General features: G+C 72.5%; 19 protein-coding genes and 9 pseudogenes. 14 read left to right on the forward strand and 14 right to left on the reverse strand.

Features of this window, described 5'->3' with window-relative positions:
* The 3 genes and pseudogenes from FF86_RS28970 to FF86_RS60190 all read right to left on the reverse strand — a co-directional run.
* Positions 1-180: a pyridoxamine 5'-phosphate oxidase family protein gene (locus tag FF86_RS28970; RefSeq protein ID WP_055871467.1), complete on the reverse strand. Its 180-nt coding sequence runs from the start codon at positions 178-180 to the stop codon at positions 1-3.
* A 24-nt stretch (positions 181-204) separates the two neighbouring features.
* A partial coding sequence (locus tag FF86_RS28975) for an MFS transporter (protein ID WP_242419828.1) occupies positions 205-1,354 on the reverse strand: 1,150 nt, incomplete at its 5' end.
* A gap of 1 nt (position 1,355) precedes the next feature.
* A pseudogene (locus FF86_RS60190) lies at positions 1,356-1,695 on the reverse strand (MFS transporter); the annotation flags it as partial.
* A 231-nt stretch (positions 1,696-1,926) separates the two neighbouring features.
* Here FF86_RS60190 and FF86_RS28980 point away from each other — a divergent pair.
* The 4 genes and pseudogenes from FF86_RS28980 to FF86_RS28990 form a co-directional block, all read left to right on the forward strand.
* Positions 1,927-2,285, forward strand: a pseudogene (locus FF86_RS28980) (winged helix-turn-helix transcriptional regulator); the annotation flags it as partial.
* Between the two features lie 245 nt (positions 2,286-2,530).
* The coding region (locus FF86_RS69140; protein WP_396230170.1) for an Hsp70 family protein at positions 2,531-3,362 on the forward strand (832 nt) is incomplete at its 3' end.
* A gap of 1 nt (position 3,363) precedes the next feature.
* A pseudogene (locus FF86_RS69145) lies at positions 3,364-3,946 on the forward strand (Hsp70 family protein); the annotation flags it as partial.
* A 16-nt stretch (positions 3,947-3,962) separates the two neighbouring features.
* On the forward strand, positions 3,963-5,045 hold the full coding sequence (locus FF86_RS28990; RefSeq protein WP_052681554.1) for a sensor histidine kinase: 1,083 nt from the start codon (positions 3,963-3,965) through the stop codon (positions 5,043-5,045).
* Between the two features lie 21 nt (positions 5,046-5,066).
* Here the strand turns inward: FF86_RS28990 and FF86_RS28995 are convergent, their stop codons facing one another.
* The 6 genes from FF86_RS28995 to FF86_RS29020 form a co-directional block, all read right to left on the reverse strand.
* Positions 5,067-6,191 (reverse strand): hypothetical protein, encoded by a 1,125-nt coding sequence (locus tag FF86_RS28995; protein ID WP_044888328.1) that lies wholly within the window; start codon positions 6,189-6,191, stop codon positions 5,067-5,069.
* A 6-nt stretch (positions 6,192-6,197) separates the two neighbouring features.
* Positions 6,198-6,860 (reverse strand): response regulator transcription factor, encoded by a 663-nt coding sequence (locus FF86_RS29000; protein ID WP_044888327.1) that lies wholly within the window; start codon positions 6,858-6,860, stop codon positions 6,198-6,200.
* 189 nt (positions 6,861-7,049) lie between these two features.
* Positions 7,050-8,324: a hypothetical protein gene (locus FF86_RS29005; RefSeq protein ID WP_055871474.1), complete on the reverse strand. Its 1,275-nt coding sequence runs from the start codon at positions 8,322-8,324 to the stop codon at positions 7,050-7,052.
* 120 nt (positions 8,325-8,444) lie between these two features.
* A partial coding sequence (locus FF86_RS29010) for a metal-dependent phosphohydrolase (RefSeq protein WP_242419829.1) occupies positions 8,445-8,846 on the reverse strand: 402 nt, incomplete at its 5' end.
* Positions 8,847-9,004: 158 nt separating this feature from the next.
* On the reverse strand, positions 9,005-10,177 hold the full coding sequence (locus FF86_RS29015) for a GlxA family transcriptional regulator (RefSeq protein WP_044888324.1): 1,173 nt from the start codon (positions 10,175-10,177) through the stop codon (positions 9,005-9,007).
* A gap of 264 nt (positions 10,178-10,441) precedes the next feature.
* Positions 10,442-11,881 (reverse strand): MFS transporter (locus FF86_RS29020; protein ID WP_242419831.1); only part of this gene is annotated, 1,440 nt, incomplete at its 5' end.
* Positions 11,882-12,344: 463 nt separating this feature from the next.
* On the opposite strand from FF86_RS29020, the gene FF86_RS29025 reads away from it, so the two are divergent.
* The 3 genes and pseudogenes from FF86_RS29025 to FF86_RS29030 form a co-directional block, all read left to right on the forward strand.
* Positions 12,345-13,001 (forward strand): TetR/AcrR family transcriptional regulator, encoded by a 657-nt coding sequence (locus FF86_RS29025; RefSeq protein WP_052681559.1) that lies wholly within the window; start codon positions 12,345-12,347, stop codon positions 12,999-13,001.
* 255 nt (positions 13,002-13,256) lie between these two features.
* Positions 13,257-13,360 (forward strand): annotated as a pseudogene (locus FF86_RS63365) (hypothetical protein); the annotation flags it as partial.
* A 1-nt stretch (position 13,361) separates the two neighbouring features.
* Positions 13,362-15,059, forward strand: a pseudogene (locus tag FF86_RS29030) (protein kinase); the annotation flags it as partial.
* A 345-nt stretch (positions 15,060-15,404) separates the two neighbouring features.
* Here FF86_RS29030 and FF86_RS29035 read toward each other — a convergent pair.
* Positions 15,405-16,544 carry a cation diffusion facilitator family transporter gene (locus tag FF86_RS29035; RefSeq protein WP_199865538.1) on the reverse strand — a complete coding sequence of 380 codons (1,140 nt, stop codon included), beginning with the start codon at positions 16,542-16,544 and terminating at the stop codon, positions 15,405-15,407.
* A 153-nt stretch (positions 16,545-16,697) separates the two neighbouring features.
* Between FF86_RS29035 and FF86_RS63370 the strand changes: the two are divergent.
* The 6 genes and pseudogenes from FF86_RS63370 to FF86_RS60200 all read left to right on the forward strand — a co-directional run.
* Positions 16,698-16,792: pseudogene (locus FF86_RS63370) on the forward strand (TetR/AcrR family transcriptional regulator); the annotation flags it as partial.
* 1 nt (position 16,793) lies between these two features.
* A pseudogene (locus tag FF86_RS29040) lies at positions 16,794-17,309 on the forward strand (TetR/AcrR family transcriptional regulator); the annotation flags it as partial.
* Between the two features lie 146 nt (positions 17,310-17,455).
* Positions 17,456-17,791 (forward strand): hypothetical protein, encoded by a 336-nt coding sequence (locus FF86_RS29045; protein ID WP_206778490.1) that lies wholly within the window; start codon positions 17,456-17,458, stop codon positions 17,789-17,791.
* 92 nt (positions 17,792-17,883) lie between these two features.
* Positions 17,884-18,744, forward strand: coding sequence for a Sir2 family NAD-dependent protein deacetylase (locus FF86_RS29050; RefSeq protein WP_044888319.1), 861 nt, complete (start codon positions 17,884-17,886; stop codon positions 18,742-18,744).
* Between the two features lie 190 nt (positions 18,745-18,934).
* A partial coding sequence (locus FF86_RS60195; RefSeq protein WP_242419832.1) for an FAD/NAD(P)-binding protein occupies positions 18,935-19,143 on the forward strand: 209 nt, incomplete at its 3' end.
* Position 19,144: 1 nt separating this feature from the next.
* Positions 19,145-20,009: pseudogene (locus FF86_RS60200) on the forward strand (FAD/NAD(P)-binding protein); the annotation flags it as partial.
* Positions 20,010-20,573: 564 nt separating this feature from the next.
* On the opposite strand, the gene FF86_RS36750 reads toward FF86_RS60200, so the two are convergent.
* The 4 genes and pseudogenes from FF86_RS36750 to FF86_RS64475 form a co-directional block, all read right to left on the reverse strand.
* On the reverse strand, positions 20,574-21,113 hold a 540-nt coding region (locus FF86_RS36750; RefSeq protein ID WP_206779073.1), incomplete at its 5' end, for a HEAT repeat domain-containing protein.
* A gap of 630 nt (positions 21,114-21,743) precedes the next feature.
* A complete protein-coding gene (locus tag FF86_RS32785; RefSeq protein WP_396230168.1) occupies positions 21,744-22,088 on the reverse strand; it encodes a DUF6980 family protein in 345 nt (114 codons plus the stop codon).
* 662 nt (positions 22,089-22,750) lie between these two features.
* Positions 22,751-22,996, reverse strand: a complete 246-nt coding sequence (locus FF86_RS29075) for an integrase core domain-containing protein (protein WP_242419835.1) — start codon at positions 22,994-22,996, stop codon at positions 22,751-22,753.
* A gap of 28 nt (positions 22,997-23,024) precedes the next feature.
* Positions 23,025-23,110: pseudogene (locus FF86_RS64475) on the reverse strand (integrase); the annotation flags it as partial.
* 138 nt (positions 23,111-23,248) lie between these two features.
* On the opposite strand from FF86_RS64475, the gene FF86_RS29080 reads away from it, so the two are divergent.
* Positions 23,249-23,486: transposase (locus FF86_RS29080; RefSeq protein ID WP_199865851.1), on the forward strand; the 238-nt coding region annotated here is incomplete at its 3' end.

The following is a 23,486-nucleotide window of genomic DNA, read 5'->3' on the forward strand; positions in this document are numbered from 1 at the left end:
CTAACCCCCATGACCCGAAAACAAGATCACAGGGGCCGGTCGGCGCAGCAGAATCCGAAGTGCGAAACACGGGGTGAACCGGACCGGGGCCGCGTGCGGCGAGCCGTCCGGCCGCAGCGTGCTGAAGATACCCGAATAATCCTCGGCGAGGAACGCCACGGCCTGGGGGGACAGGATCATGCCCGCTCCTCTGTCACTGCAGCATCAGCGTGCCGCCGGGTCGGGGGCGTCGCCGGGTCGGGTGAGAGGCAGGAGCACCAGCGTGATGAGGAAGGCGGCGACAACGAAGATCACCCCGACGAGGAAGGCGTCATGGAAGACGTCGGCCCGCGCCTGGTGGACCAGCTCGGGCACGCCGTGCGCCCGGTCCGTCAGCTCGGCGAGGTTACGGAAGGCGTAGGTGGCGGCGACGGCCAGGCCGATCGCGCCGCCCACCTCCTGGCTGGTGTTGATCAGGCCAGCGGCGAGGCCCGACTCGTGTTCGCGGACGCCGGTGAACGCCACGACCTGGATCGGCACGAAGGACAGGCCAAGCCCGAGGCCCGTGGCGAGGAAGGCGGGCAACAGGTCGACCGGGTAGGAGGCGTCGACGGGCGCTCGCCGCAGCAGCAGCATGCCGCCGACGGTGAGCAGCAGCCCGACCAGGAGAACCAGTTTGGCGGGCATCCTGGTGACGAGTTGTGCGGCGATTCCCGCGCCGACCGCCACGATGACCGCGAGCGGCACGTAGGCCAGCCCGGTCCGCAGCGGCGAGTAGTCGAGGACCTGCTGCATGAAGAGGCTGGCAAAGAAGAACAGCGTCACGACGTTGCCGAGCAGGAGCACCGCGGCGAGGTTCGCCGCGCGCAACGACGGCCGACGGAAGATACTCAGCGTGATCAACGGTTCGCGGGTGCGGCGCTCGATCAGCAGGAACGCCACGAGCAGCAGCGCGGAGACGATGAACCCCGCCGCTATGCGCCCGACGGGCGGATCGGAATCATCGACGGTCTGCCCTAGCGAGAAGATCAGCAGGACCAGACCGGCGGTCAGGGCGACGGCACCGGCGAGGTCGAACGAGGAGCTGCGTCGGGCGGCCCGGCTCTCGCTCACCACGCTCGGCGCGAGCAGCGCGCCGAGCAGGCCGATCGGCACGTTGATGAAGAAGATCCAGCGCCAGCCGGGGCCGTCGGTCAACAGGCCGCCCAGGGTCACGCCGGCCACCGACGCCAGGCCGCTGAGCGCACCCCACACACCAAGTGCCCTGGTGCGTTCGGGCCCCTCGGGAAAACTGCTGGTCAACAGGCTCAGCGCGGAGGTGGCGAGGAACGCCGCGCCCAGGCCCTGCAGCCCGCGCGCGACGATGAGCTGGACCNATTCCTGGGCGAGCCCGCCCAGCAGAGACGACAGCGCGAACAGCGTCAGCCCGGTCTGCAACATCAGGCGACGGCCGTAGGTGTCCGCGAGACGTCCGCACAGCAGCAGGAATCCACCGAGCAGCATGCCGTAGGTCGTCACCACGTACGGTAGCTGTGTTGCGGAGATGTCGAGCTTGTCCTCGATGGTCGGTAGGGCGACGTTCACGATGGAGACGTCCAGGAAAGTCATGAAGCCGGCGATACAGAGAAAGGCGAGGATGAGCCCGGGCCGGCGGCCGGAACCGGCCGGCGGCGAAGAGACGGCGTCCGTGTTCCGCACGGATTCCGGAATGGACATGAAAGCGCTCCTGCCTCGATGGCACACGCGGCGAACAACGTCGGATCGAGGACTCCAGGGCCCCCGGCACACGCCGGTTCGACACCGTTTGGCGAATGNAACGCGAAGCTAGCATTCCGGCTACTTTAGGAACCTAGTAGAAAGCCACTATCCCGGAGGTGACCGTGCTCGACACGTCCCAGGCCCGGCCTTCCCCAGCCGCGCCGGCGACCTCGCTGCACCCGGAGCGGNCATGCCCCGTCTCGCCGGTGGTCGACATCGTCTTCAGCCGCTGGACCACTCCCATCCTGTGGGCCCTGCACGCCTTCGGCCGGCAGCGATTCGTGGAGCTGGAGCGGCGGATCGGCACCATCACGCCCAAGGTGCTCACCCAGCGGCTACGCCAGCTCGAACGCGACGGGCTGGTGGTGCGCACCTACCACCAGGAGGTACCGCCCCGGGTGGAGTACGAGATCAGCGAGCTCGGCGCCAGCCTCGCTCCGCTGTTCGCCACGCTCGCCGGCTGGTCGCAGGCCAACCTCGATCGGGTCGAGCAGGCCCGGCGATCCTTCGACACGGCGCAGCAGAACCGCGAGGTCCGCCGCCGGTAACCGGGCCTCCGCGGGCGGTTCGGTCGGCCGGGCGTCACCTTGGTGAAATACAGGACAACTCCGGCCACGTAGGGTCGCCGACTCTCTACCCTGGCAGAGCACCGGTGGAGGAACATTCGGACCGAACGTCGTGGGAGTCGGGCAGGGTGAGGTACGGGCTCGGAATCGATCTCGGGACCACCTTCACCGCGGTGGCCGTCGGTCATCCCGTCTCCGCGGAGGTCGGCCGCTGGGGCCACACCGAGATGGTGAGCCTGGGCAGCCGCAGCGTCGTCACCCCCGCCGTGGTCTACGCCGGCCCGGACGGCCGTCTGCTGACCGGCGAGGCGGCCGTGCGCCGGGCTGCGCTGGCACCCGCCCACGCGGCCCTGGGGTACAAGCGCCGGCTCGGTGACCCCACTCCGCTGGTGCTGGGCGGCGCCCCGTTCTCCCCGGCGGCGCTGCTGGCCGCCTCGCTCGGCGACACCGTGCGCGCGGTCACCGACCTGCAGGGGGCGCCGCCGGAGACCATCGTGCTCAGCCGACCGGCCGTGTGGGGCCCCTACCGGCTGAAGCAGTTCGACGAGGTGCCGCGGCTGGCGGGGATCGGCGAGGTGCGGATGGTGACCGAGCCGGTGGCCGCCGCGACCCACTACACCGCCGTCCGCCAGCTCCCGCCGGGGGCGGTCATCGCCGTCTACGACCTGGGCGGGGGCACGTTCGACACGGCCGTCCTGCGGTTCCAGGCGGGCTCGATGGAGATCCTGGGCCTGCCCGAGGGCGTGGAGTGGCTCGGCGGTGTCGACTTCGACGAGGCCGTCGTGCACCACGTCGACCTGGAGCTGGGCGGTGCCGTCAGCGACATCGATCCGCAGGACCACGCCGGCGCCGTCGCGCTGGCGCGGCTGCGGCAGGAATGCGTGCTCGCCAAGGAGGCGCTGTCCTTCGACGAGGAGACCGTGATCCCGGTGTTCCTGCCGACGGTCCGCGCCGAGATCCGGCTCACCCGCGCGCGGTTCGAGGACATGGTCCGCCCGGCCATCGACTCCACCCTGGATGCGCTGCACCGCACCCTGATCTCCGCCGGGGTCGAGCCAGNGGACCTGTCGGCGGTCCTGCTGGCCGGGGGTTCCTCCCGCATCCCCGCGGTGGCCCGCACGGTCGAGTCAGCCCTGGGACGCCCGACCGTCGTCAACGCGCACCCCAAGCACCTGGTGGCGCTCGGCGCGGCCCGGATCGCCGCCCAGCTCCTCGAACCGGCCACGCCCCACCGCCCCACCACCACACCGCCGCCTGCGCCGCCGGCCGCGCCCCACCGCCCGACCACCACGCCGCCGCCGACCGCACCCCACCGCCCGACCGCCACGCCGCCGCCGACCGCACCGCCGCCGACCGCGTCCCACCGCCCGACCACCACCACGCCGCCCTCTGCGCCGCCGACCGCGTCCCACCGCGCCACCGCCACGCCGCCGGCCGGGCCCGGGGTTCCCGCGGCCGTCGGGCGTCCCGCCCACGGGTCCGCGGACGGCGGGCTCGCGGGCAGGGTGCCGGCAGGCCCCCTGCGCCGGCCGGCGGCGGACCCCGCACCCCCGCCCCGCGATCCACTGCGTCCGGTGGTGATCGCGGCCCTGGTCGTCGCCGTCCTGCTGCTGGCGGCGCTCGTCGCCGTGCTGCGCGGCTAGGCAGGGGGCCTGCGGCATGACACCGTCCGCTCCCGCGGGGCCGCCCGACCCCGGCGCCTCGCTCGCGCCCGGCGTGCTGCGGTTGGCCGCCGAACTGCCCTCCGCCGGACCGCGCGGCGGCGACCTCACCCCGGTGGCGGCGTGGATCGGCGCCCAGGTCGGAGCGGAACTCGTCGTCCTTCGGGTGCTGGACCCGCAGGATCCGTGCGAACACCGATGGTCGGCGCCGGGACGGCCCGACGTTCCCGCGGCCACGACCGTCACCTCGGCGCACCCGATCCGCCATCACGGAGTCGAGGTCGCCACGCTCCTGGTGACCCTGCCTGCGCCCCATCCCCTGGACACGCCCCACCACCTGGACGCCCAGCGACACCTGGACGAGGTCGCGGCCGTGCTCGGCGTCGTCGTCGCGGGCGCGGCGGCGCAGACCGGGGTGCGCGCGGCCCGCCGCTGGGGCCAGGACGTGCTCGCCTGGATCGCGGACGCCCGGCAGCGGGCGGCGTCCCGGATGGAGAGCGAGCGGCACGCCCTCGAACGGGATCTGCACGACGGCGCGCAGCTTCACCTGGTCTCGCTGCAACTGGCCGCGGCCGTCGTCGAGCACCGGCTGGCCACCGCGACCGCGGACGAGGACACCCTCACCGCGGCGGTGACCGATCTCGGCGCCCGGCTCGACCGCACCCACCAACTGCTGGTCGACACTGCGGCGGGGATCACGCCCGTGCCGCTGCAGGATGCCGGTCTGGCCCCGGCACTGGCACTGAGCTTCCGCGAGGCGCACAACGTCACGTTGGACATCGGAAGCGACGTCCGGGCCCGCCGCTACCCGCCGAGCGTCGAGAGCACGGTGTACTTCACCTGCCTCGAGGCGGTGAACAACGCGCACAAGCATGCGCCGGGCGCCGCCGTGGTCGTCGCCGTCCGCAACACGTATCAGGGGCTGTGGTTCGAGGTGGCCGACTCCGGACCGGGCCTGGCCGACGCCGCCAGCACCGGCCTGGCACAGCTTCGGGCCCGACTCGCCGCGGTGGGCGGGACGCTGCACGTCACCTCGGCGCCCGGCGAAGGCACCAGAGTCGCCGGCACCGTGCCCCTCTGACGCCACCCGGCGGGTCGCCGCTCACTGCCACGGGACCTGTGGGGCCTGCGGGACCTGTGGGGCCTGTGGGGTGGTCTGCGCAGGACCGGGATCGTCGTCGCCGGCGAGCCGCTGCGGCAGCCAGACGTCGACCAGCGCCGCCCCGGTCGAGGACGCGTGGCAGCGCAGTCCCCCGCCGAGCGCGGCCAGCAGCCGGGCGTCGTCGGCGAGAGCGGCACGTAACCGCTCCGCCGAGTCGGCCGGATCGCAGACCCGCACCGCGAGGCGGTCGGCGACCCGGGAGAAGTGGACCGACAGCGGCGCGTCGGCCGTCGCGGGCACGGCGGCGAAGACCACCGCCGTCGCGTGGTAGATCCCGGACTCCACCTCCCAGCCGACCCGCCGGCCGAGGTCGCCGGTGCACTGCACCCGCCGGGGCAGACTCGCGGCCAACTCCCCCAGCGCCGCCGCCGTCCCCCGGCTGCGCAGGGTCGAGGGGTGCACGGCCCGCACCACCGTCCGAAAGTCGTCGATCAGTTCGTCGACGGCCGCCCGCAGCTCGCGCAGGGTGGCCAGGGTCCGGCCCGGATCGTCGCGGGCCGCCGCGGCGAAGTCCCGCCAGCGGCGGGTCACCTCCGCGAGCCGACGAGTCGTCCCGGTCAGCACCCAGCCGGCCAGGCGGTGCCGCTCGACGTCGAGCACCGCGGCGAGGTCCGCCTCGACCGTCGCCGCCCGCCGTGCGAGGCCGGCCGAGTGGACCGCCTGCTCCCGCTGCGCGGCGTCCGCGCGAACCTCCCGCAGCAGCAGTGCCACGCAGTCGGCCGTCTGGGCCAGCAGCTCGGCCGGCACCGCCGCAGCCGGACCGTCCTCCCCGTCGGTGATGACCAGGGCGCCGACCTGCTTCCCGCCGTCCCGGACCGCCGCCACCGCCCGCACACCCGGCCGGCCCGGAGCGGAGTGCGCCGGAACGGAGGCGGGGGCGCCCTTGGGAGCGGACACGGGGCCGTCTGGCGGCGGGTCGTCGGGCAGCCAGAGGTTCGCCTGGCCGCTGCCGGCGGCCAGGGCCAGGTTGCGCAGCAGCGGCGCGACCCGTTGCCCCAGGGTGGCGCCGGCGGGCAGGGGGGCGACATCCTCGGCGAGAACGACCCACGCCGGTCGCGTAACCACGGCCGGTCAGTCTCCCGGCGCCCGGGCGTCCAGGTAGCGCAGGACCGCCAGCACCCGACGGTGATGCGCCGCCGAGTCGGCGGGCAGGTCCAGCTTGGTGAAGATGCTGGCGATGTTCTTCTCCACCGACTTCGCCGACAGGTACAGGGCGGCGGCGATGCCGTTGTTCGATCGGCCCTCCGCCATCAGTCGCAACACGTCCGACTCGCGGGGACTGAGTGTCGCCAGCGGACCGCTGGGGCCGGCGGGGCGGTCGACGAGGCGGCGAGCGAGCACCGGTTCGATCACGATCTCCCCGGCGTCGATGCGGGCCAGGGTGTCGGTGAGGACCTGCACCCCGGCGATCCGCTCCTTGAGCCGGTAGCCGATCCGCTCGGTGCCGATCTCCAGGAAACGCATGAGGTACAGCGTCTCGGCGTAGTGCGACAGCAGGAGCAGCCCGGTGTGCGGGTGCCGGGCCCTGACCCGCGCCGCCGTCGTGAGGCCGCCCTCCGCGCCCGGCGGCATGCGGATGTCGACGATGGCGACGTCAACCGGTTCGACGGCCAGCAGCTCCAGCAGCGCGTCGCCGTCCGCGACGCAGCCGACGACCTCGTACCCGGCCGTGGTGAGCAGCAGCAACAGCCCCTCGCGGAACAGGGCGGCGTCGTCGGCGAGCGCTACCCGCACGACGCCCCTGCCCCCGACCTCGCCTCTGCCCCCGCCGGCTGTCCTCGGGGGACCAGCCTCCACAGCGCACCGTCATCTCGCCGGGAGGCTGCGCGGGCAGCTCCGATCAGGCGGCGGGTCAGTGCCGAACTCGCGTGGTCCACGTGCGGATCGTTCCACGTCCACAAGATCGACGCGCACCTTCGCACGTCACCTTTCCGGCGGTCGTCCGACGACCACCGGCGATGGTCTCACCAGTTGCATCCGACCCTCGCGGGTGACCGCGAGGAGCGTGGCCGGAACCGGGATCGGACCCGTGGGAACGTCGTCCGTGGGCGGCCCCGGCGGCGCCTCGGCGGTTCCCGGCGCACCCGAGGCGGCGGGTGGCGGCCGTCCCTCGGCTTCGGCCGCCACCTCGGCCGCCACCTCGGCCGCCACCTCGGGCGTCACCTCGGGCGTCACTCCGCTGTCTCCGCCGACGACAGCGGACGTCATCCACCATTCGTCCTCCGGTCGATCCTCCACCGGCTCTTCCTCCACCGGCAGCTCCCCGACCGGCCCTTCCCCCGCCGGCAGCTCCCCCGCCGGCCTGGCGGAGTCCGCCGGCGTGGTTGTCGACGGACCGGACCGGGCCTGCTGCGGCGCCGGCACCGCCCAGCGCAGGCGCAGTGCCTGCCCCTCGGCCAGGTCCGCCGGGAGCACCACCCGCAGCCGCAGCCGGGCCGGGCCGGGCAGGGCGTCGGCGAGCCGGCCCAGCGCGGTGAGCAGACCGTCGGTCAGCCCGGCGGCGAGACCAGCCGCCGGCGCGTCGAGCAGCAGATCGAACCGGCCGGGGTCGTGCGGCACGGCGTCGACGTCGGGATCGGCCGGCCACCCGGCGTGGCGCAACGCGATCCCGGCCGGGACGACCTGGACGAGCCAGTCGTCCAGCAGGCGGTAGTAGCCACCACCGAGGTCGGTCAACCGGGGCGCGGGCGCCCGCCAGCGGACCGCGCGCGGCGGCCCCGCCGGCGGGTACATGGACTGTTCGGCAAGCGGATGCCACCAGCCGCCACGACCAAGGTCGATCGCGGTGACCCGCGGCCAGCCGTCGGCGCCGGTCAGCAGCAGGCCGTGCTGGGCGAGTACCGGACGATCCAGCCGGTCGGCGAGGCGCTGCGGCAGGCAGGGTCCGTCCGCCGGGTCGGCGCCGTAGCGGACCACGTGGATCCCGTCGGGGTCGGCGGCCGGCATCGCGCGCAGCAGCTCCGCGACGGCCGTGACGTCCGGCACGGGCTCGCCCGGCGCGCCGACGATCACGCCGATCCCCCCCGACCGCGGCGGCAGGGCGTGCAGGGCCGGCTCGTCGGGCGCGGGGGGCACCATGCCCGGCGCCCGCGCCCACAGCCCGGCGGGGACGGGCACGACGTCGAGGACCGCCGGGTCCAGCCCTCGTGGCACGCCGGCGGGCGACCGGACGACGGGGCGGGCGGGCCGTCTGCCCATCAGCCGCCCGACCCTGCCGCCGCACCTGCGTGTACCGCTCGCATGCTCTGCCTCTCCTGCCTCGCCCCGCCGCGCCCCTGACGGCATCACGTACGGGCGTACGCCGCGGTTCACCCAGCGTCAGTCCGGGAACGGGGCGGCGGCGACGCGTCCGAGGAAATCCAGGTTGCGGATGTGCGCCGCGATCGTCGACGCCGGTTTCGCGACCGCCTCGGCCCGCAGGACGTCGATGATGAACGCGGTGAAGCCGGCCCGCGGATACGCCGTCAGCACCTCGTCGACGAGCGCGGCCGGCACGTCCGCCAGGCCCACCCCCAGCACGTCCACGAGTGCGCCGAGGATCAGCCCGGCGACCTCGGGACGCGGATCGCCGACGGTGGCGGGGTCGAGGTGCCCCGCGATCGCGTCGCGGACCACGTCGGCCAGCTCGACATCCGCACCCCAGCGGAGCAGGTGCTCCTGGGCCACCGCGGCGCCGCGGACCTCGAACGGCTGCGCCGGGTCGTCCCAGGCGGCGGTGAGNCCGAGATCGTGCAGGGCGGCCGCGAGGAACAGCGCGTGGGCGTCGTGGTCGCGCCCGGCCTTGTCCAGCAGCGCCGAGCCGAAGAGGTAGCTGCGGTGACAGTGGGCGACCAGGGTCGGCGCGCTCGCGGCGACCAGCAGGTCCTCGGCGGCACGGGTCAGCGCGGTGTCGGGACGGGTGCGGGCGGCCATGCCCATCGGTTTCCCCTTTCCGGAGAATGGTGATCTGCGTCGGCCCCGGTCCCGGCCGCCGCGTCGGCAGGCAGGCGGAAACGCCGCCGGTAGTCGGTCGGGGTCATGGCGAGGTCGCGGCGGAAGACGCGGTAGAAGGTCTCCGGGGAGCCGAAGCCGCAGCGCTGCGCGACGGCCTCCACGGTGTGCCCGGTCTGCTCGAGCATGCGGCGGGCCGCCTCGGTGCGGACGGACTCGACGTAGGCCGCGGGCGTGACGCCGGTCTGCGCGGTGAACACCCGGGAGAAGTGCCGTTCGCTCATGCCGACCCGCCGGGCCAGGGCGGCGACGGACAGGTCTGCGGCCAGATGGTCGGCGATCCAGCGATGCAGCTCCCCGATGTCGTCGCGGGTCGGCGCCGGGTGGGCGAGCGGCACGCTGAACTGGCTCTGGCCACCCGGGCGCCGCAGGTACATCACCAGCCAGCGCGCCGTGGCGAGCGCGAGGTCGTCCCCGCAGTCGTCGGCGACCATCGCCAGCGCGAGATCCATCCCCGCGCTGACCCCCGCGCAGGTCCAGACGCGCCCGGAGCGGATGAAGATCGGATCCGGATCGACCGCGACCGCGGGGTACTCGGCCGCGAGCCGGCCCGCGGTGAACCAGTGCGTGGTGGCGGGCCGGCCGTCGAGCAGACCGGCCGCGGCGAGCATGTGGGCACCCGCGCAGACGGAGGCGATCCGCCGCGGGCGCCCGCCGACCTCGCGCAGCCAGTCGACGATCTGTGGCACGACGACGGGGCCCGCCTCCGGTCGCGCGCCCAGCGCCCCCGGCACGAGCACCGTGTCGGCGGCGCCCGCCACGTCGGCGAGCGCCACGTCGGCCACCAGGCGCACCCCGCTCGCCGTGCGGACCTCCCCCGACCGCGGCGCGGCGATCTCGACCACGTACGCCGGATCGACGCCCACGCCCACGCCCGTGGTCGCGCCCGTGGTCGCGGCGCGGTCCGGTCCCGGGCCGTCGCCGTTGCCGCCGTCGCGCCTCCGCGCCTGCAACACGCGCGACGCCGTCGTGAACACGTCCGCCGGCCCGGTGACGTCCAGAAGCTGGACGCCGTCGAAGGCCACGATCACGACACGCCGGGGATCCACACAGCGCAGCATCGCCGCGGGCCCGTCATGGCCGCAATGACACGTCTCTGTCAGATCCGGCCATCCGCCGCACGGTCGGACCGTTCGGCCGATCGCGCGTATGTGCGCACGACCTCCGTGCAAGGACGTTCCTTCACGGAGTCGGTCTTCCACGTCGACTTCGTCGGCGTTCACCTGGCGGCACAGGACCAGGCGGCACAGGATCAGGCGGGCACGGNCCCCGCCGCTGGCCGGGCGGCCATCGATACCGCTCCGTGATCGGTACCGAGCTGACGATCAACTCATCGAATCGGTGCTCTCCGGTGCGGGGTCCCGGCCGGTCGGGCCCGCGGCCGCGGGCGCCGGTGCGTCCCCGAGCGGGATCTGACGGGTCAGCAGCACGGTGAGGAAGATGACCGCGACGCCGATCGCGCCGACGGTGAACGCCTCGGCCACCCCGTGCGCCAGGACGTACCTCGCCAGCTCGCCGGGGGCGAGGCCGGCCGGTGCGTCGCCGCGCGCGTGCCGGGCGGCGCTGCCGAAGACGGTGACGAGGACGGCCAGGCCCAGCGAGCCGCCGACCTGCTGGGTCGTGACCATCATGCTGGCGGCCGCGCCGGAGTGCTCGGCGGGAACGCCCGCGACGAGGCTCACGCTCAGCGGCACGAACAGCAGGCCCAGACCGGCGCCGAACAGCAGCAGCGGCCCGAGCACGACCGAGGTGTAGCTGCTGGTCACCGAGACCTGCGCTAGCCACAGCATGGCCCCCGTGCTCAGCGCGGCCCCCACCAGCATGAGCGGCTTCGGACCCACCCTGGGCAGCAGTCTCGACGCCCGCGAGGCCGACACCAGGATCCCCAGGGACAGCGGGAGGAACGCAAGCCCCGCGCGCAGCGCGCTGAGCCCGAGGACCTCCTGCAGGACCTGGGTGCCGAAGAAGAACATGCTCAGCATGCTTCCGGTCAGCAGCAGCAGGAGAAGATAGGTCCGCGCGCGGCTGGCCTCGGCGACCAGCCGCAGCGGGACGACCGGCTGCGCGGCCCGCGACTCGACGACCACGAACGCCGCGAGTGCGACGACGGCGAGCAGGAAGGCACCGAGGGTCCGCCCGTCGGCCCAGCCGTTCGAGGAGGCGCGCAGGAACCCGTAGACACCGGCTGCGAGCCCGACGACGGAGCTCAGCGCCCCGGCCACGTCGAAACGGCCCTCGCGACGTGGCGGTGTGCGCAGGTAGCGCGGGGCCAGCAGCAGGATGGCGAGCCCGAACGGCACGTTGATGAACATGACCCACCGCCAGGACAGCCAGGTGGTGAGCATGCCGCCGGCGATCAGCCCGATCGAGCCGCCGACGCCGGCCACCGCCGCCCACGCCCCCATCGCCCGGGTGCGGGCGGGGCCCGGCGGAAAGTTGGCGGCGATGAGCGCCAGCGCGTTCGGCGACGCGCACGCGGCGCCGACGCCCTGCCCGACGCGGGCGGCGATGAGCATCCACGGCGCGGTGGCCAGGCCGCCGAGCAGTGAGGCGGTCGTGAACAGGGCGATCCCACCGAGCAGAGTGGCGCGGCGCCCCAGCAGATCCCCGGCCCGCCCGCCGAGCAGCAGCAGTCCGCCGTAGGCCAGCGTGTAGGCGTTGATCACCCACGCCAGGTCGGTGGCGGAGAAGCCGAGGGTCTCCCGGATCCTGGGCAGCGCGACGTTCACGATCGTGATGTCGAGGACGAGCATGAGCTGGCAGGTNACGATCGTGACCAGCGCGATCCGGGCGCGCCTCGCCTCCTGCGTCGGCGGCCCCGCAGCGCTCTGCCCCGCCGACGACGCAGCGGACGCCGAGAAGGCCGACGAAGGCGACGAGGCTGACGAGGGCGACGTAGGCGACGAGGCCGACGAGGGCGACGACGAGGACATGGCGGCCTCCCGACCGGGGCTCCGTAAGATACGGATCAGTATCCAATTCGGGAGGGTAGCAGAATGCCGTCGACCGATCACCCACCTCTTCGGCAAACTCCTCGCCGACCTCGCTCCGCCCGCGCCATCCCCCTGCCCGGGTACGCTCGAGGCCGGACCGATGATCGGCCGCCCGGGTGTCGCACCTTCGGCGACGGACCGGCGGCCAGGGCAAGCGGACCGGCGGGCAGGGCGGCGGACCGGCGGGCAGGGCGGCGGACCGGCGGGCAGGGCGGCGGACGGGAGGCGGACGATCGTGGGCGTCGTTCCTGCCGACCAGCAGCACGCGCAGGTGTCCCAGGGCCCCCGCGCCGGTGCGGTCGCCACCCGCCGCCGCGGCGACGCACTGCTGGGAGCGATCTTCGATGCGGTCTTCGACCAGCTCCGGACCGTCGGTTACGCCAACCTGACGATGGACCGGGTCGCGGCCGCCGCCGGGACCAGCAAGACCGTGTTGTACCGCCGCTGGGCCGCCAAGGAAGACATGATCGCCGACGCGTTGCGGCACCGACTGCCCACTCCGGGTGACATACCCCTGACCGGCGACCTGCGCGCGGACGTCCACGCACTGTTGCGCTGCGTGCAGGCGTCGTTCAGCTCCACCCGCGGCACGGCGTTCCAGCTCGTGTCGGCCGAGGCGGGCTGCGGCCGTCCCGTCGTCCGCCAGACGATCATCGACCATGTGGTCGAGCCGTGCGTCCAGCTCATCGCAGAGGTGCTGCGCCGGGCGGCCGAGCGCGGCGAGATCCGGCCCGAGGCCGCCAACGAGCTGGTGGCCGCCAGCGGACCCGCCATGCTCGTGCAGTACTCGCTGATCCGCGAACCCGTCGTGCCCGACGAGTTCGTCGCCTCGGTCGTCGACCAGATCGTCCTGCCGCTGACGACCAGGTCCGCGGCCGCCGAGCACGGCTGAGCACACCCAAGCGAGGCGGCCACCGCCCGGCGCAGAACGGAAGGGAACCTAGGCAACCCGCGAGGCGTATCCAGGTCGTGTCCTGACGCCTTCCGCTCTGCACTAGTTTGGTCATGACCGACGGGCGTCGTCCTGAAACAACGTGAAATGCCTCTGGTCGACTCCTTGTCCCTGACCCTTGCCCGCGAGCTGGCCCCTGTGACCNTGACCCTTGCCCATGGCGGAGTGTGATGAGTTCTGCGGACGGACGCGTCGATGCAGAATCTTGAACCGGGGGATCCGTCGACGATCGGCCCCTACACCCTGCGTGCCCGGATCGGTGAGGGCGGCATGGGACGGGTGTTCCTGGCCCATTCGCCNTCCGGTCGGCTGATGGCCGTCAAGGTGGTCCGGCCGGAGCTGGCCGGCGACGGCGGGTTCCGGGACCGCTTCCGGCGGGAGGTCGCGGCGGCGAGGCTGGTCAGCGGGGCGTTCACCGCCCCGGTCGTGGACGCCGACCCGGACGCGGCGACGCCGTGGCTGGCCACCCTGTACGTGCCCGGCCCCTCCCTGCACGAGGCGGTGACCCACTGCGGGCCCTTCGGGCCAAGCGTGCTGCGGCGGCTGGGGGCCGGCGTGCTGGAGGCGATCGTCGCCGTGCACCAGGCCGGCGTCGTCCACCGGGATGTGAAGCCGAGCAACGTCCTGCTCGCCGCCGACGGACCGCGCCTGATCGACTTCGGCATCGCTCGGGCCGCCGACCACACGGAGCTCACCCGGGCGGGAGACATCGTCGGCACCGCCGCGTACATGTCGCCGGAGCAGGCCGCCGGCGGTGCCGCCGGGCCGGCGGCCGACGTGTTCTCCGCCGCCGCCGTACTCGTCTTCGCCGCCACCGGGCGCGGCCCGTTCGGCCGGGGCGACCCGGCCGCGATGCTGTTCCGCGTCGTGCACGGCTCCCCGGACCTGACCGGGGTGCCGGCCGATCTGAGCGAGGCGCTGCGGTCCTGCCTGGCGAAGGACCCGGACACCCGGCCCGACCCCAGCGCATTGTTGCGCTGGCTCGCCGACGGAGTGGAGGTTGCGGCCGAGACCTGGCCGCCCGCGGTCACCAGACTGGTGGCGCAGCGCGCCGCCGAAGTCGGCGAGCACCTGCCGCCGACGCGTCCGGACCCGCCCGCCTGGTGGGCGACCCCGGACGCCCCCCGCGCACCGACCCGGGTCATGGCCCCGACCTACGTCCCGCCCCCGCCGACCCCACAGCCCCTGCAGACTCCCCGACCACCGCAGGCCGGCCCACCTGCACGGACACCACCGACCCCGCAGACACCACCACCGCCACAGACACCACCACCGCTGCAGACACCGCGCTCCCTGCAGACACCACCAGGCCCGCGGACGCCTCCCCCGCAGCCGGCCCAGGTGCCCCGCCACCTTGCCGCCGACGACGCCGTCTTCCTGGGACGGCGGTGGAGGTTGCTGGTCGTCGGCTCGCTGCTGGTGGGCGTCGGCGTCGTCCTGCTGGCAGCGGCGTTGATCGTCCTCGTCGACCTCCTGTTCACCTACCGGGGCTACAACTCCAGTGGTATCTCCGCCGCGTTCCTGGGGGCCGTCATCTTCGCTGTCGTCGGCGCCGCCGCGCTGCTCCCGGGCTGGTGGCGGCTGCGCATCGGCCTGCGGCCGCCGAGACTGACGATCGGCCCGCACAGCCTGCGCGCGGAGTGCGGCGGCCAGCGCTACGAACGCGCCTGGCCGCAGGTCGCCCGCGCCGACGTCATCCGGCTGGGCCGCCGGGAGGTGCTGGCGGTCTGGCCGGCCCGGCCCACCGGGCCCTGGGGCGCCGGGCTGCCCCGGCCGGTTCGCCGGAACCCGAAGGGCCGTTACCGGTTCGCCTGGTACAACCCGGTGTTCAACTGCGACATCGTGATGGACATGGCACTGCTGCGGGGACGTCCGGCACGGGGTGTCTCCGCGGCGCTCGGCGAGGTCAGCGCCGCGACGGGCAGATCCGCCCCCGGACAGGATCCTCGTCGCGCCGGGCCCACCGGCGGGCCCACCCGCCCCGGGCCCGGCTGGTGACACCGACCGGGCTCGGATCGGCGCTCGGCGCGCCACGGGACACTCCGTCCTCGCGACTCACTGTGGTCATATATGCACGCAGTCGTGCCGAGGGGTAGTGCCACTTTTCGTCCGAAAAACCGTACCTAAGCCTCGGCACGATCTGGCCGCGTTCTGGCCGCGTTCTGGATGGACATCGGCGGGGCGGCGGCAGCGGTCACACAGGCGACAGCGGCCCCACAGGCAACAACGGTCACACAGGCGACAGCGGCCCCACAGGCAACAACGGTCACACAGGCGACAGCGGCCCCACAGGCAACAGCGGCCCCACGAAGCAGACCGGGTCGGGAGGCGGCGCAGACCGGGTCAGGAGGCGGCGCGGGTGGCCGCGGGGGCGTCGTCGGGGGTGAGGGAGGGCTCGTCGGGGGCGGAGAGGCTGAGCACGGCGTCGACGACGGCGGGCGAGGCGGACAGCTTGGCCTCCACCCCGCGCAGGCGCAGCGCGACGTTGGGCTCGATGTCGTCGCCGATCAGGTCCACATCCCCGACCACGGTGATCATCCGCGGGCCGACGACCTCCAGGCGCAGGCGGGTGACCCGGTCGACCTCGGGCAGCGCCAGCAGGGCCCGCAGCGTCGCCGCCCGCACCTGCGGGTCGGCCTCCTGCCCGATGAGGAACCGCCGGTTGCGGCTGATGAGCACGATGGCGACCACCCCGAGCAGCACCCCGACCAGGATCGAGCCGAGCGCGTCGAAGGCCGCCACGCCGGTGATCTGGTGCAGCGCCAGCCCGAGCGCCGCGATCACCACGCCGGCGAGGGCCGCCGAGTCCTCGGCGAAGACCGCGCGCAGCGTCGGGTCGGACGTCTCCACCACGTGCTCGATGACGTCCCGGTTCATCGACGCGGCCTCGGGCCTGGCCTGGCGCACCGACTGCAGGAACGAGGTCCCCTCGAGCAGGAACGACACCGCCAGCACGATGTAGCCGATCAGGTAGTCCCCGCCGGACTCGCCCGCGAACAGCTCCTGCACCCCGTGGGTGATCGAGACCGCACCCCCGGCGACGAACAGCCCCATGGCCGCGAACAACGCCCAGACGTACGCCTCGCGGCCGAACCCGAGGGGGTGACCCGGCTCCGGCGGGCGGCGCGAGCGGCGGTTGGCCATCACCAGGAAGACCTCGTTGCCGGTATCGGCCCAGGAGTGGGCGGCCTCGGCGACCATCGAGGCGGAGCCGGTGAGCAGGGCCGCCCCCGTCTTCGCGATCGCGATGACCAGGTTGGCCACGAAGGCGACGGCGACGGTGAGGCCGCTCTCGCTCTTGCCGGCGCCGCCGTCCTGCTGCAGCGGGATCGCGTCGCGCGCCTCGGGCGGCAGCTCGGCCGGGGCGGGTGGTGTCGTCAGGCTTTCGCTCACCGGCTCGCACTGCGCCGAGGCTGCCGGCGCCGCGGATGATGCCGGGATGGGCGGGGTGGCGGCAGGCGCGCCGTCGGTGTCAGCGGGCATGCCTTCGTCCTTAGCCCCGATGACCATGTTCTAACCCGACAAGGCCGGATGTGTCGCACGAATCGCCGCCGACGGCCGTGGTGTCGCTCAGGTGACCGGTCGGACGCCGTCCACCCGACGTGGGAACGAGCCGCGCGCTGTTAGCGTGCCCCGGTGGAAGCAACGGGCGGACGGGGCCTGCGGGTCGACGCGGCGCGCAACTACGAGCGGATCATCGCCGCGGCCGACCAGGCCTTCGAGGACGTCGGNCGGGCGGTGACGCTGGAGGAGGTGGCCCGGCGCGCCGGCGTCGGGGTCGCGACGGTGTACCGCCGGTTCCGCAACCGCGACCAGCTCCTGCGGGCCGTGTTCGACCACCTCGTCAGCACCGAGATCGTGCCCCGGCTGACCCGGGAGACCGACGACCCGTGGCACGACCTCGTCGGCGCGCTGGAGGCCACGGTGGCGGCGCTGGCCGGCCGGCAGGTGATCCTCGCCCTCGCCCGCGAGACCGACGCCTTTCACGTCGAGGGCGTGCACCGCTACCTGGAGTCGATGGAACGGCTGCTCGGCCGCGCCCGCGACGCCGGCGTGGTCCGTCCCGAGCTGGAGCGCCGGGACCTGTCCGCGGTCGTCGTGATGGCCCTGGCCACGGTGCGCCCCGAGGACCCGGCGGGCCTCGACCGCCGCCGCTACCTCGCGCTGCTCGTCGACGGGCTGCGCCCCGCCCCGCGCGTGCTGCCGCCCCCGGCCCCCGGCGGCCAGCAGACCTCCGCGGCAAGCTGACATGTCCTACCGTCTGGGTGTCCGGATGGTCGAGAGGGGACGTCGTGCGGCTTGGCAGCGCCGTTGTGTGTGGGGTCGCGCTGGTGGCACTGGCCGGATGTAGCTCGACCAAGGACGGGGCCGAGGCCGGGAAGGTCGCACCTGCCGTGGGTGCGCCCGTCACGGCGGACCCGTTCGGGACGTTCCGGCAGCGGACCGGGGTGGCCGCGTTCGTCGCCGCGTTCCGTACGACGTTCCCCGATCTGGCCGACGGCCGATCCGACGAGGCCATCGCATCGGACGTCACGCATGTCTGCCTGGACGACCTGCGGGATCCGACCACGGGTCGGCCTGCGCCCGACGGGGAGGCCGCCGCGCTGCGGCGCATACCGAGCAGGTTCGAGCGGAACGGAATCACGCCGGACACGGTCTCCGCCAGGCTGATCCTGGCCCTGGCCAGGGGCACGGCGTGCAGCCGGGTGCGCGTCATCGAGGAGTGGTAGGGCTCCTGCGGGCCGGCCCCGCCAGGCCCGCGCGTTGATCATCCATAATGGCTGCGATGACCCACGCCAGTCCTGCCGACCGCGGTCGACCCGTGACCACCTCGGCGGGCCGGTTCACCTCCGCGGTCGAGACCGCCTTGGACGCCGCCGCCGCGCTGCTCGCGGGAGCGGGCGCGCTGCTGGTGTGCGCGGGCGCCGGGATGGGCGTGGACTCGGGGCTGCCGGACTTCCGCGGCGACGCCGGCTTCTGGCGGGCCTACCCGCCGTACGAACGCCTCGGCCTGTCGTTCGTGGAGCTGGCCGACCCGGTGCACTTCCGCGACGATCCGACGCTGGCCTGGGGTTTCTACGGCCACCGCCTCGGCCTGTACCGGTCGACCGTTCCGCACGAGGGTTTCGCCGTGCTGCGCCGGTGGGGTGCGCGGCTGCCCGGCGGCCTGCACGTGTTCACCTCCAACGTGGACGGCCAGTTCCAGCGGGCCGGCATCGACGCGGTGGCGGAGGTCCACGGTTCCCTTCATCATCTCCAGTGCGTCCGGCCGTGCGACGGGCGGATCTGGCCGGCCGACGGGGTCACGGTGGACGTCGACCCGGGCACGATGCGCGCCGACGAGCCGCTGCCACGCTGCGCCGCGTGCGGGGAGCTGGCGCGGCCGAACATCCTCATGTTCGGTGACGGCTCCTGGCTGAGCTCGCGCACCGACGCCGCGCTGCACTCCTGCGAGTCCTGGCTGGCCGCAGTGACGGCGCGTGGCGGGGCCGGCCCGCTGGTGGTGGTCGAGATCGGCGCGGGCACGGCGGTGCCCACCGTGCGGCGCACCGCCGAGTCCGTCGCCGACGGCCGCCTGATCCGCATCAATCCCACGCAGCCGGCGATCCGCCCCGGGGCGGGGGTCTCCCTGCCGCTCGGCGCCCTGGCCGCCCTGACCGCTCTCGACGCTCGGTTGTCCTGAGCCGGGTTGCGAAGGTAGCCGTACGATGACGGCGGCACGTGCAACGCCCTCGGCCCGACGTGATCGCCCCGGTNGTGACCCCGCCCCGCAGTCGGACCACCGACCCGGCCAGCCGTGCCCGTCGGGCGCTCGACCACCTCGGCGGCGGCTNCCGGGTGGGCCACTGGAGAGCCAACAGTCGAGGTAGGCGATGTCAGCCACCCCAAGGATCGGCGTGATCGGTGGCGGCGCGTCCGCGGTCTGCCTTCTCGACGCGCTGGCCCAGCAGCAGGACCTTCCCGCCGGGGCACTGACGGTCTTCGACGGCGGGCGACACCTGTGGCGTGGTCGCCCCTATCAGCCCGATCTGGACGCGATGCGGGTCAACGCGATACCGCAGGACATGTCGGTACGGGCGGGNGACGACGGCCATCTCGCCGCCTGGCTCGCCACCCGTAGGCTCTTCGTCGACACCGAGCCGTCGTTCCTCGATCCCATCTCCGGCGCGCAGTTCATCCCGCGGGCGCTGTTCGGCGACTACCTGGAGCAGTCCGCCGGGGCGGCGCTGGTGACGCTGGCCGGCCGCGGCTGGCGCGTCGAACTGAAGCGGCGGATGGTGCATCGCGTCGTGTCGACCCGCCACGGACTGATCCTGCGCGCCGCGGACGGCGAGGATCACGAGGTCGACTACGCCGTCCTCGCCCCCGGCGCGGGACGACCCGCCGACCCGTACGGGCTGGCCGGTTGCGCCGGGTTCGTGCGCGATCCCTACCCGGCCGCCGAGATGCTGGCTTCGATCCGCCGCGACGACGACCTGGCCGCGATCGGCAGCGGGCTGACCGCGGTCGACGTGGCCCTCGCCCTGGCCGCCCGCGGTCACACCGGCAGGATTGAGTTGCATTCCCGGCAGGCGGTCCTGCCCGCCGTGCGGCAGCGGCCCACCAGGTTCACGCCGCGCCACGTCACCGCGGCGCGGTTGCGGGCGCTGGCCGCCTCGGGTCGATCACTGCCCCTGGCCGATCTGATCACCATGATCGGCGACGAGCTCGCGGCGGCGGGCGAGGACGTCGACGCCGTACGGACGGAGCTCGACGCCACGCGCCGGGAGGAGCCCACGCACCGGCTGCGCCGGCAGCTCGGCGAGGTCAACGCACCGGGCGGCCCGCTGCGCCTCCTGCAGCAGATCATGCCCGACGTCGGACCGGATGTCTGGCCGCTGCTGCCCGAGCACGACAAGGACCGCCTGCTGACCGAGCACCACCGCGCCCTCATGAGCCTGTGCTGCCNGATGCCGCCCGCCAGCGCCGCCGCGCTGCTGCACCTGCTGGAATCCGGGCAGCTCGAGCTGATCGGAGGACTCCGGCGCATCGTGCCGGGCGCGGGCGGCTTCGTGGCGAGCACCGCCCGCGGCGAGCATCGGGCGGTCGTCGTCGTCAACGCCGTCAACGGCCGCCTCGGCGGCGTCAGCGACCTCGCCCCTCCGATGCTGGCGTCGCTGGTGGACGCCGGCCTGGCCGAGCGACATCCGCGCGGCGGGTTCTGTCTCGAGCGGGCCACCAGCCGCCTGACGGTGAACGCACGCCCGGACCGGCGGCTGTACGCGCTCGGGGATCTCGCGATGGGCAGTCTCTTCTTCACCTTCGGCATCCAGTCCCTGGTGGACCGGGCCGTCGATATCGTCACCTNGATCCGGGCGGACATCGTGCACAGGGCACGCCGCCCCTTCCGCCACGCCGGGCGCGACGTCCTGCAACCGATCTGACCCGCGTTCCACNCCGGGCACGATCCACCCAGGCTCGTTCTCCTCGTCCTGCTCCGCCGTCTCGTCATGACCACAGATCGGCAGGAGCTCAGTCGGCGCGAGCGGCCTCCAGGGCAAGCCGCCGGATCTCCTCGACCACCTCGTTGGAAGGAGGTGGCAGGTGATCCGGGCTTTCCGGAGACACCTGGGGCAGGTACCGGGCGATCCACTTCTGCTCGGGATCCGTGCGCCGCTTCCAGTTCCTGACCGTGACGCGCCGGGCTGCCGCCAGGACCTCGGGATGTTCCCGGACGTGCTGGGCGAGAAAGGTCAGTTCAAGCTTGATGAAGCTGAAGAAGTAGCCGCGGTCCCGGGTGGAGTCCAGTTCCAGCCGGCGCAGCACCGCGTCACAGGCACGCGCGTCCCCGACCGCGATAAGCGCGAACAGCGCCGCCACCTGCGTCTGCTCGCTCCTCACTGCCAGGGCGTCGACGAGCCTCTCCGTACACGATGCGTCTCCGCGCTCAGCCAAAGCCGCAATGCTCGCCAGGCGAACACTCAATGACCTGTGGTCGACATAGGGAGTGAACAGGCCGACGTCGAGCGGCCCCGTTCCGTTGGCCAGAGCGAAAAGATAAAGGTCCAGACTNCCCCCGCGGGCGTCTGCCAGGGAGTCGACAAGAATCTGTTCCGCCTCACCTCCCCAGGCGGCCAGCAGAAGTGCTGCCACCCCAGGAACCAGCAAGCTCCGCGACCTCAGAAGTCCGGCGATCGGAGCAAGAGGAAGATGGCTGCATTTCTTCGTCTTCATGGCGGCGAGGAGGGCGACCTGGCGGGCCTCGGCACGCTCGACCAGCAGAGTGCGATAGAGTAGATCACATGCCTGCCGGCATCCTTGGGCACCGAGTTCACCAATCTTCCGCACTCGGCTTTCAAACTCCTGATCCGACAGGGATTCAAGATACCCAGACTCAAATACCTCGCGATCGGCAGAACTCTCGCCGTCCGACATCAGTCGATTCCGATCCTTGAAGATAGTTCATCGACAACTCCACACAGGAGAGGAGCATGCCAGGTCGTCACCCCGCCGACGGTCTGGACAGTGAACACCGTCTTCGTGCCGTCGGCGTCGGTGTGGGTGAGCCGCTCGGAGCCGCCNTGACNCCCGAGCGGAAAGCCTGGCATGAAGATCGAGCCGGAACACCAAATCGGCCATCGGTCGCCGCCTGCACGAGTCGTCAGATCCTTGCTCGTCACGCCCGACCTCGGCGGACTCCACTCACATCGACTCCCCGTGTTCGATCAACCATCTTTCATCCTCGTACTCCGGCGGCAGTGCAGCGTCATCCGGATCGAGTCCGATCCGCTCGAGAGCATCGAACCACCTAACGCGAACGGAGTCTGGCAGTCGTGCGCCGCACCACGGGCAGTATGCGATACCTACCCCGGATGAACCGCCATCATGAATCCAAATCCCGTACTCCTGATACTTCGGCGTGAAGCCAACGAGGACGTCCGGGCAGTCCTGTGGCTCCACATGACCATCCTCACAGATGAAGGTGACCTGTCCATGCATGTCGGCGCAACAGTGTGGGCCGTTATGGCCGATCGGCACACTTTTCATACTCGACCAGTCCACGTTTTCATTTTACACCTGCCCGCTTGCGAGAATTTCTCTGGAGGTCGTTCACCACGTCATCCACGAAGCCGTGCCTCCCAGCATGCGGGCAGCACTGGTTCGTTGCACAGCCCCTTGAGGACGGTCTGGAGGAAGCCCGACCACGACTGCACCCGTCGCGCCGGGATCGGCACTTGGACTAGACTCAATCTGCATCGAGATGGCGAGACTCCCACGGTGCAGGATCTCGCGCCCTTCGCGAAGCGGCNTAAGTCGTCTCGTCAATGATGAAATATATTGTGAACCGCCGCCCGAGCCAGGACTTTTCCAGTTTGACGGAGAAGGTGTCCTCGGCAAACATTCTCACGAATTTGATCACATGCTCAGGTCGGACGTCGTCGATGGTATATCCCTCGAGCAGCATTCGCGNGCTTCCAGGTTTCGTCAGATACCAGATCGACAGGAAGCAGTCATCGTCTCTGTCGACCTCGATATCCACCAGGTTCGGGCTCGCGCCGGGCAGCTTCCACGAGATGGCGACGTTCTCCGGAATCGCTTCTCTTAGATCTACTACTATCTGCGGCACTTTCATCGTGTGGGGCTCCAGAATCCGGGTTTCGGCCTGTGAGCTGGCCTTTTGCGGTTGAGGTGATCCTCCGCGGGAGGGGTCAGGCGGCGTTACGGTACTCGTTGATCAATCCGCCGAGGATGCGGGTGCGCCGGACGGTGGAATTCGACGTCGGGGCGACCACGGGTGACGAGTCGGGTGGGTGCTGGCTGAGGGAGCGGTGAGGCCGATGGGTGTTGAAATACTCGGCGTAGCTGTCGAGGACCGATGTCAGGTGCCGTTCGGAGACGATCAGGAGTCTGTCGGTGCACTCACGGCGGGCGGTGCCGACCCAGCGTTCCGCGATCGCATTCGCCTGTGGGGCTTNCGGGGGNGTGCGTACCACGTCGATACCGGCCCCGGTGAAGACTGCATCGAACGAAGCTGTGAACTTCGTATCGCGGTCACGGAGGAGAAACCGGGTGAGTCCCACCGCGTGGTGTAGATCGGGATCGGCTGGTTGATCGTCCGGGGTGGGGTGTGTCGCTCCGGGACAAAGACGGCCACCGCGTGTAGCTCTGTGTGAACCGACCAAAGTTCCACGGAGAGGACACACGCGATGGCCTTGGATGATTCTGCCCTATCCGGTCTGCTGGAGCTGCTGCGGCATACCGATGCTGGTCAGGTGATGCGGGAGCTGCTGCGGTTCGGTCTGCAGGCGCTCGTGGACGCGGAAGCCGACGCGCACGTCGGCGCGGCCCGTTACGAACGGTCGGCAGCCCGGACCACGCAGCGCAACGGCTCCCGGGAACGGACCGTGTCGACGACCGCCGGGGACCTGACGGTGAAGATCCCGA

This window comes from Frankia sp. CpI1-P (assembly GCF_001421075.1).
Taxonomy (GTDB): Bacteria; Actinomycetota; Actinomycetes; order Frankiales; family Frankiaceae; genus Frankia; species Frankia torreyi.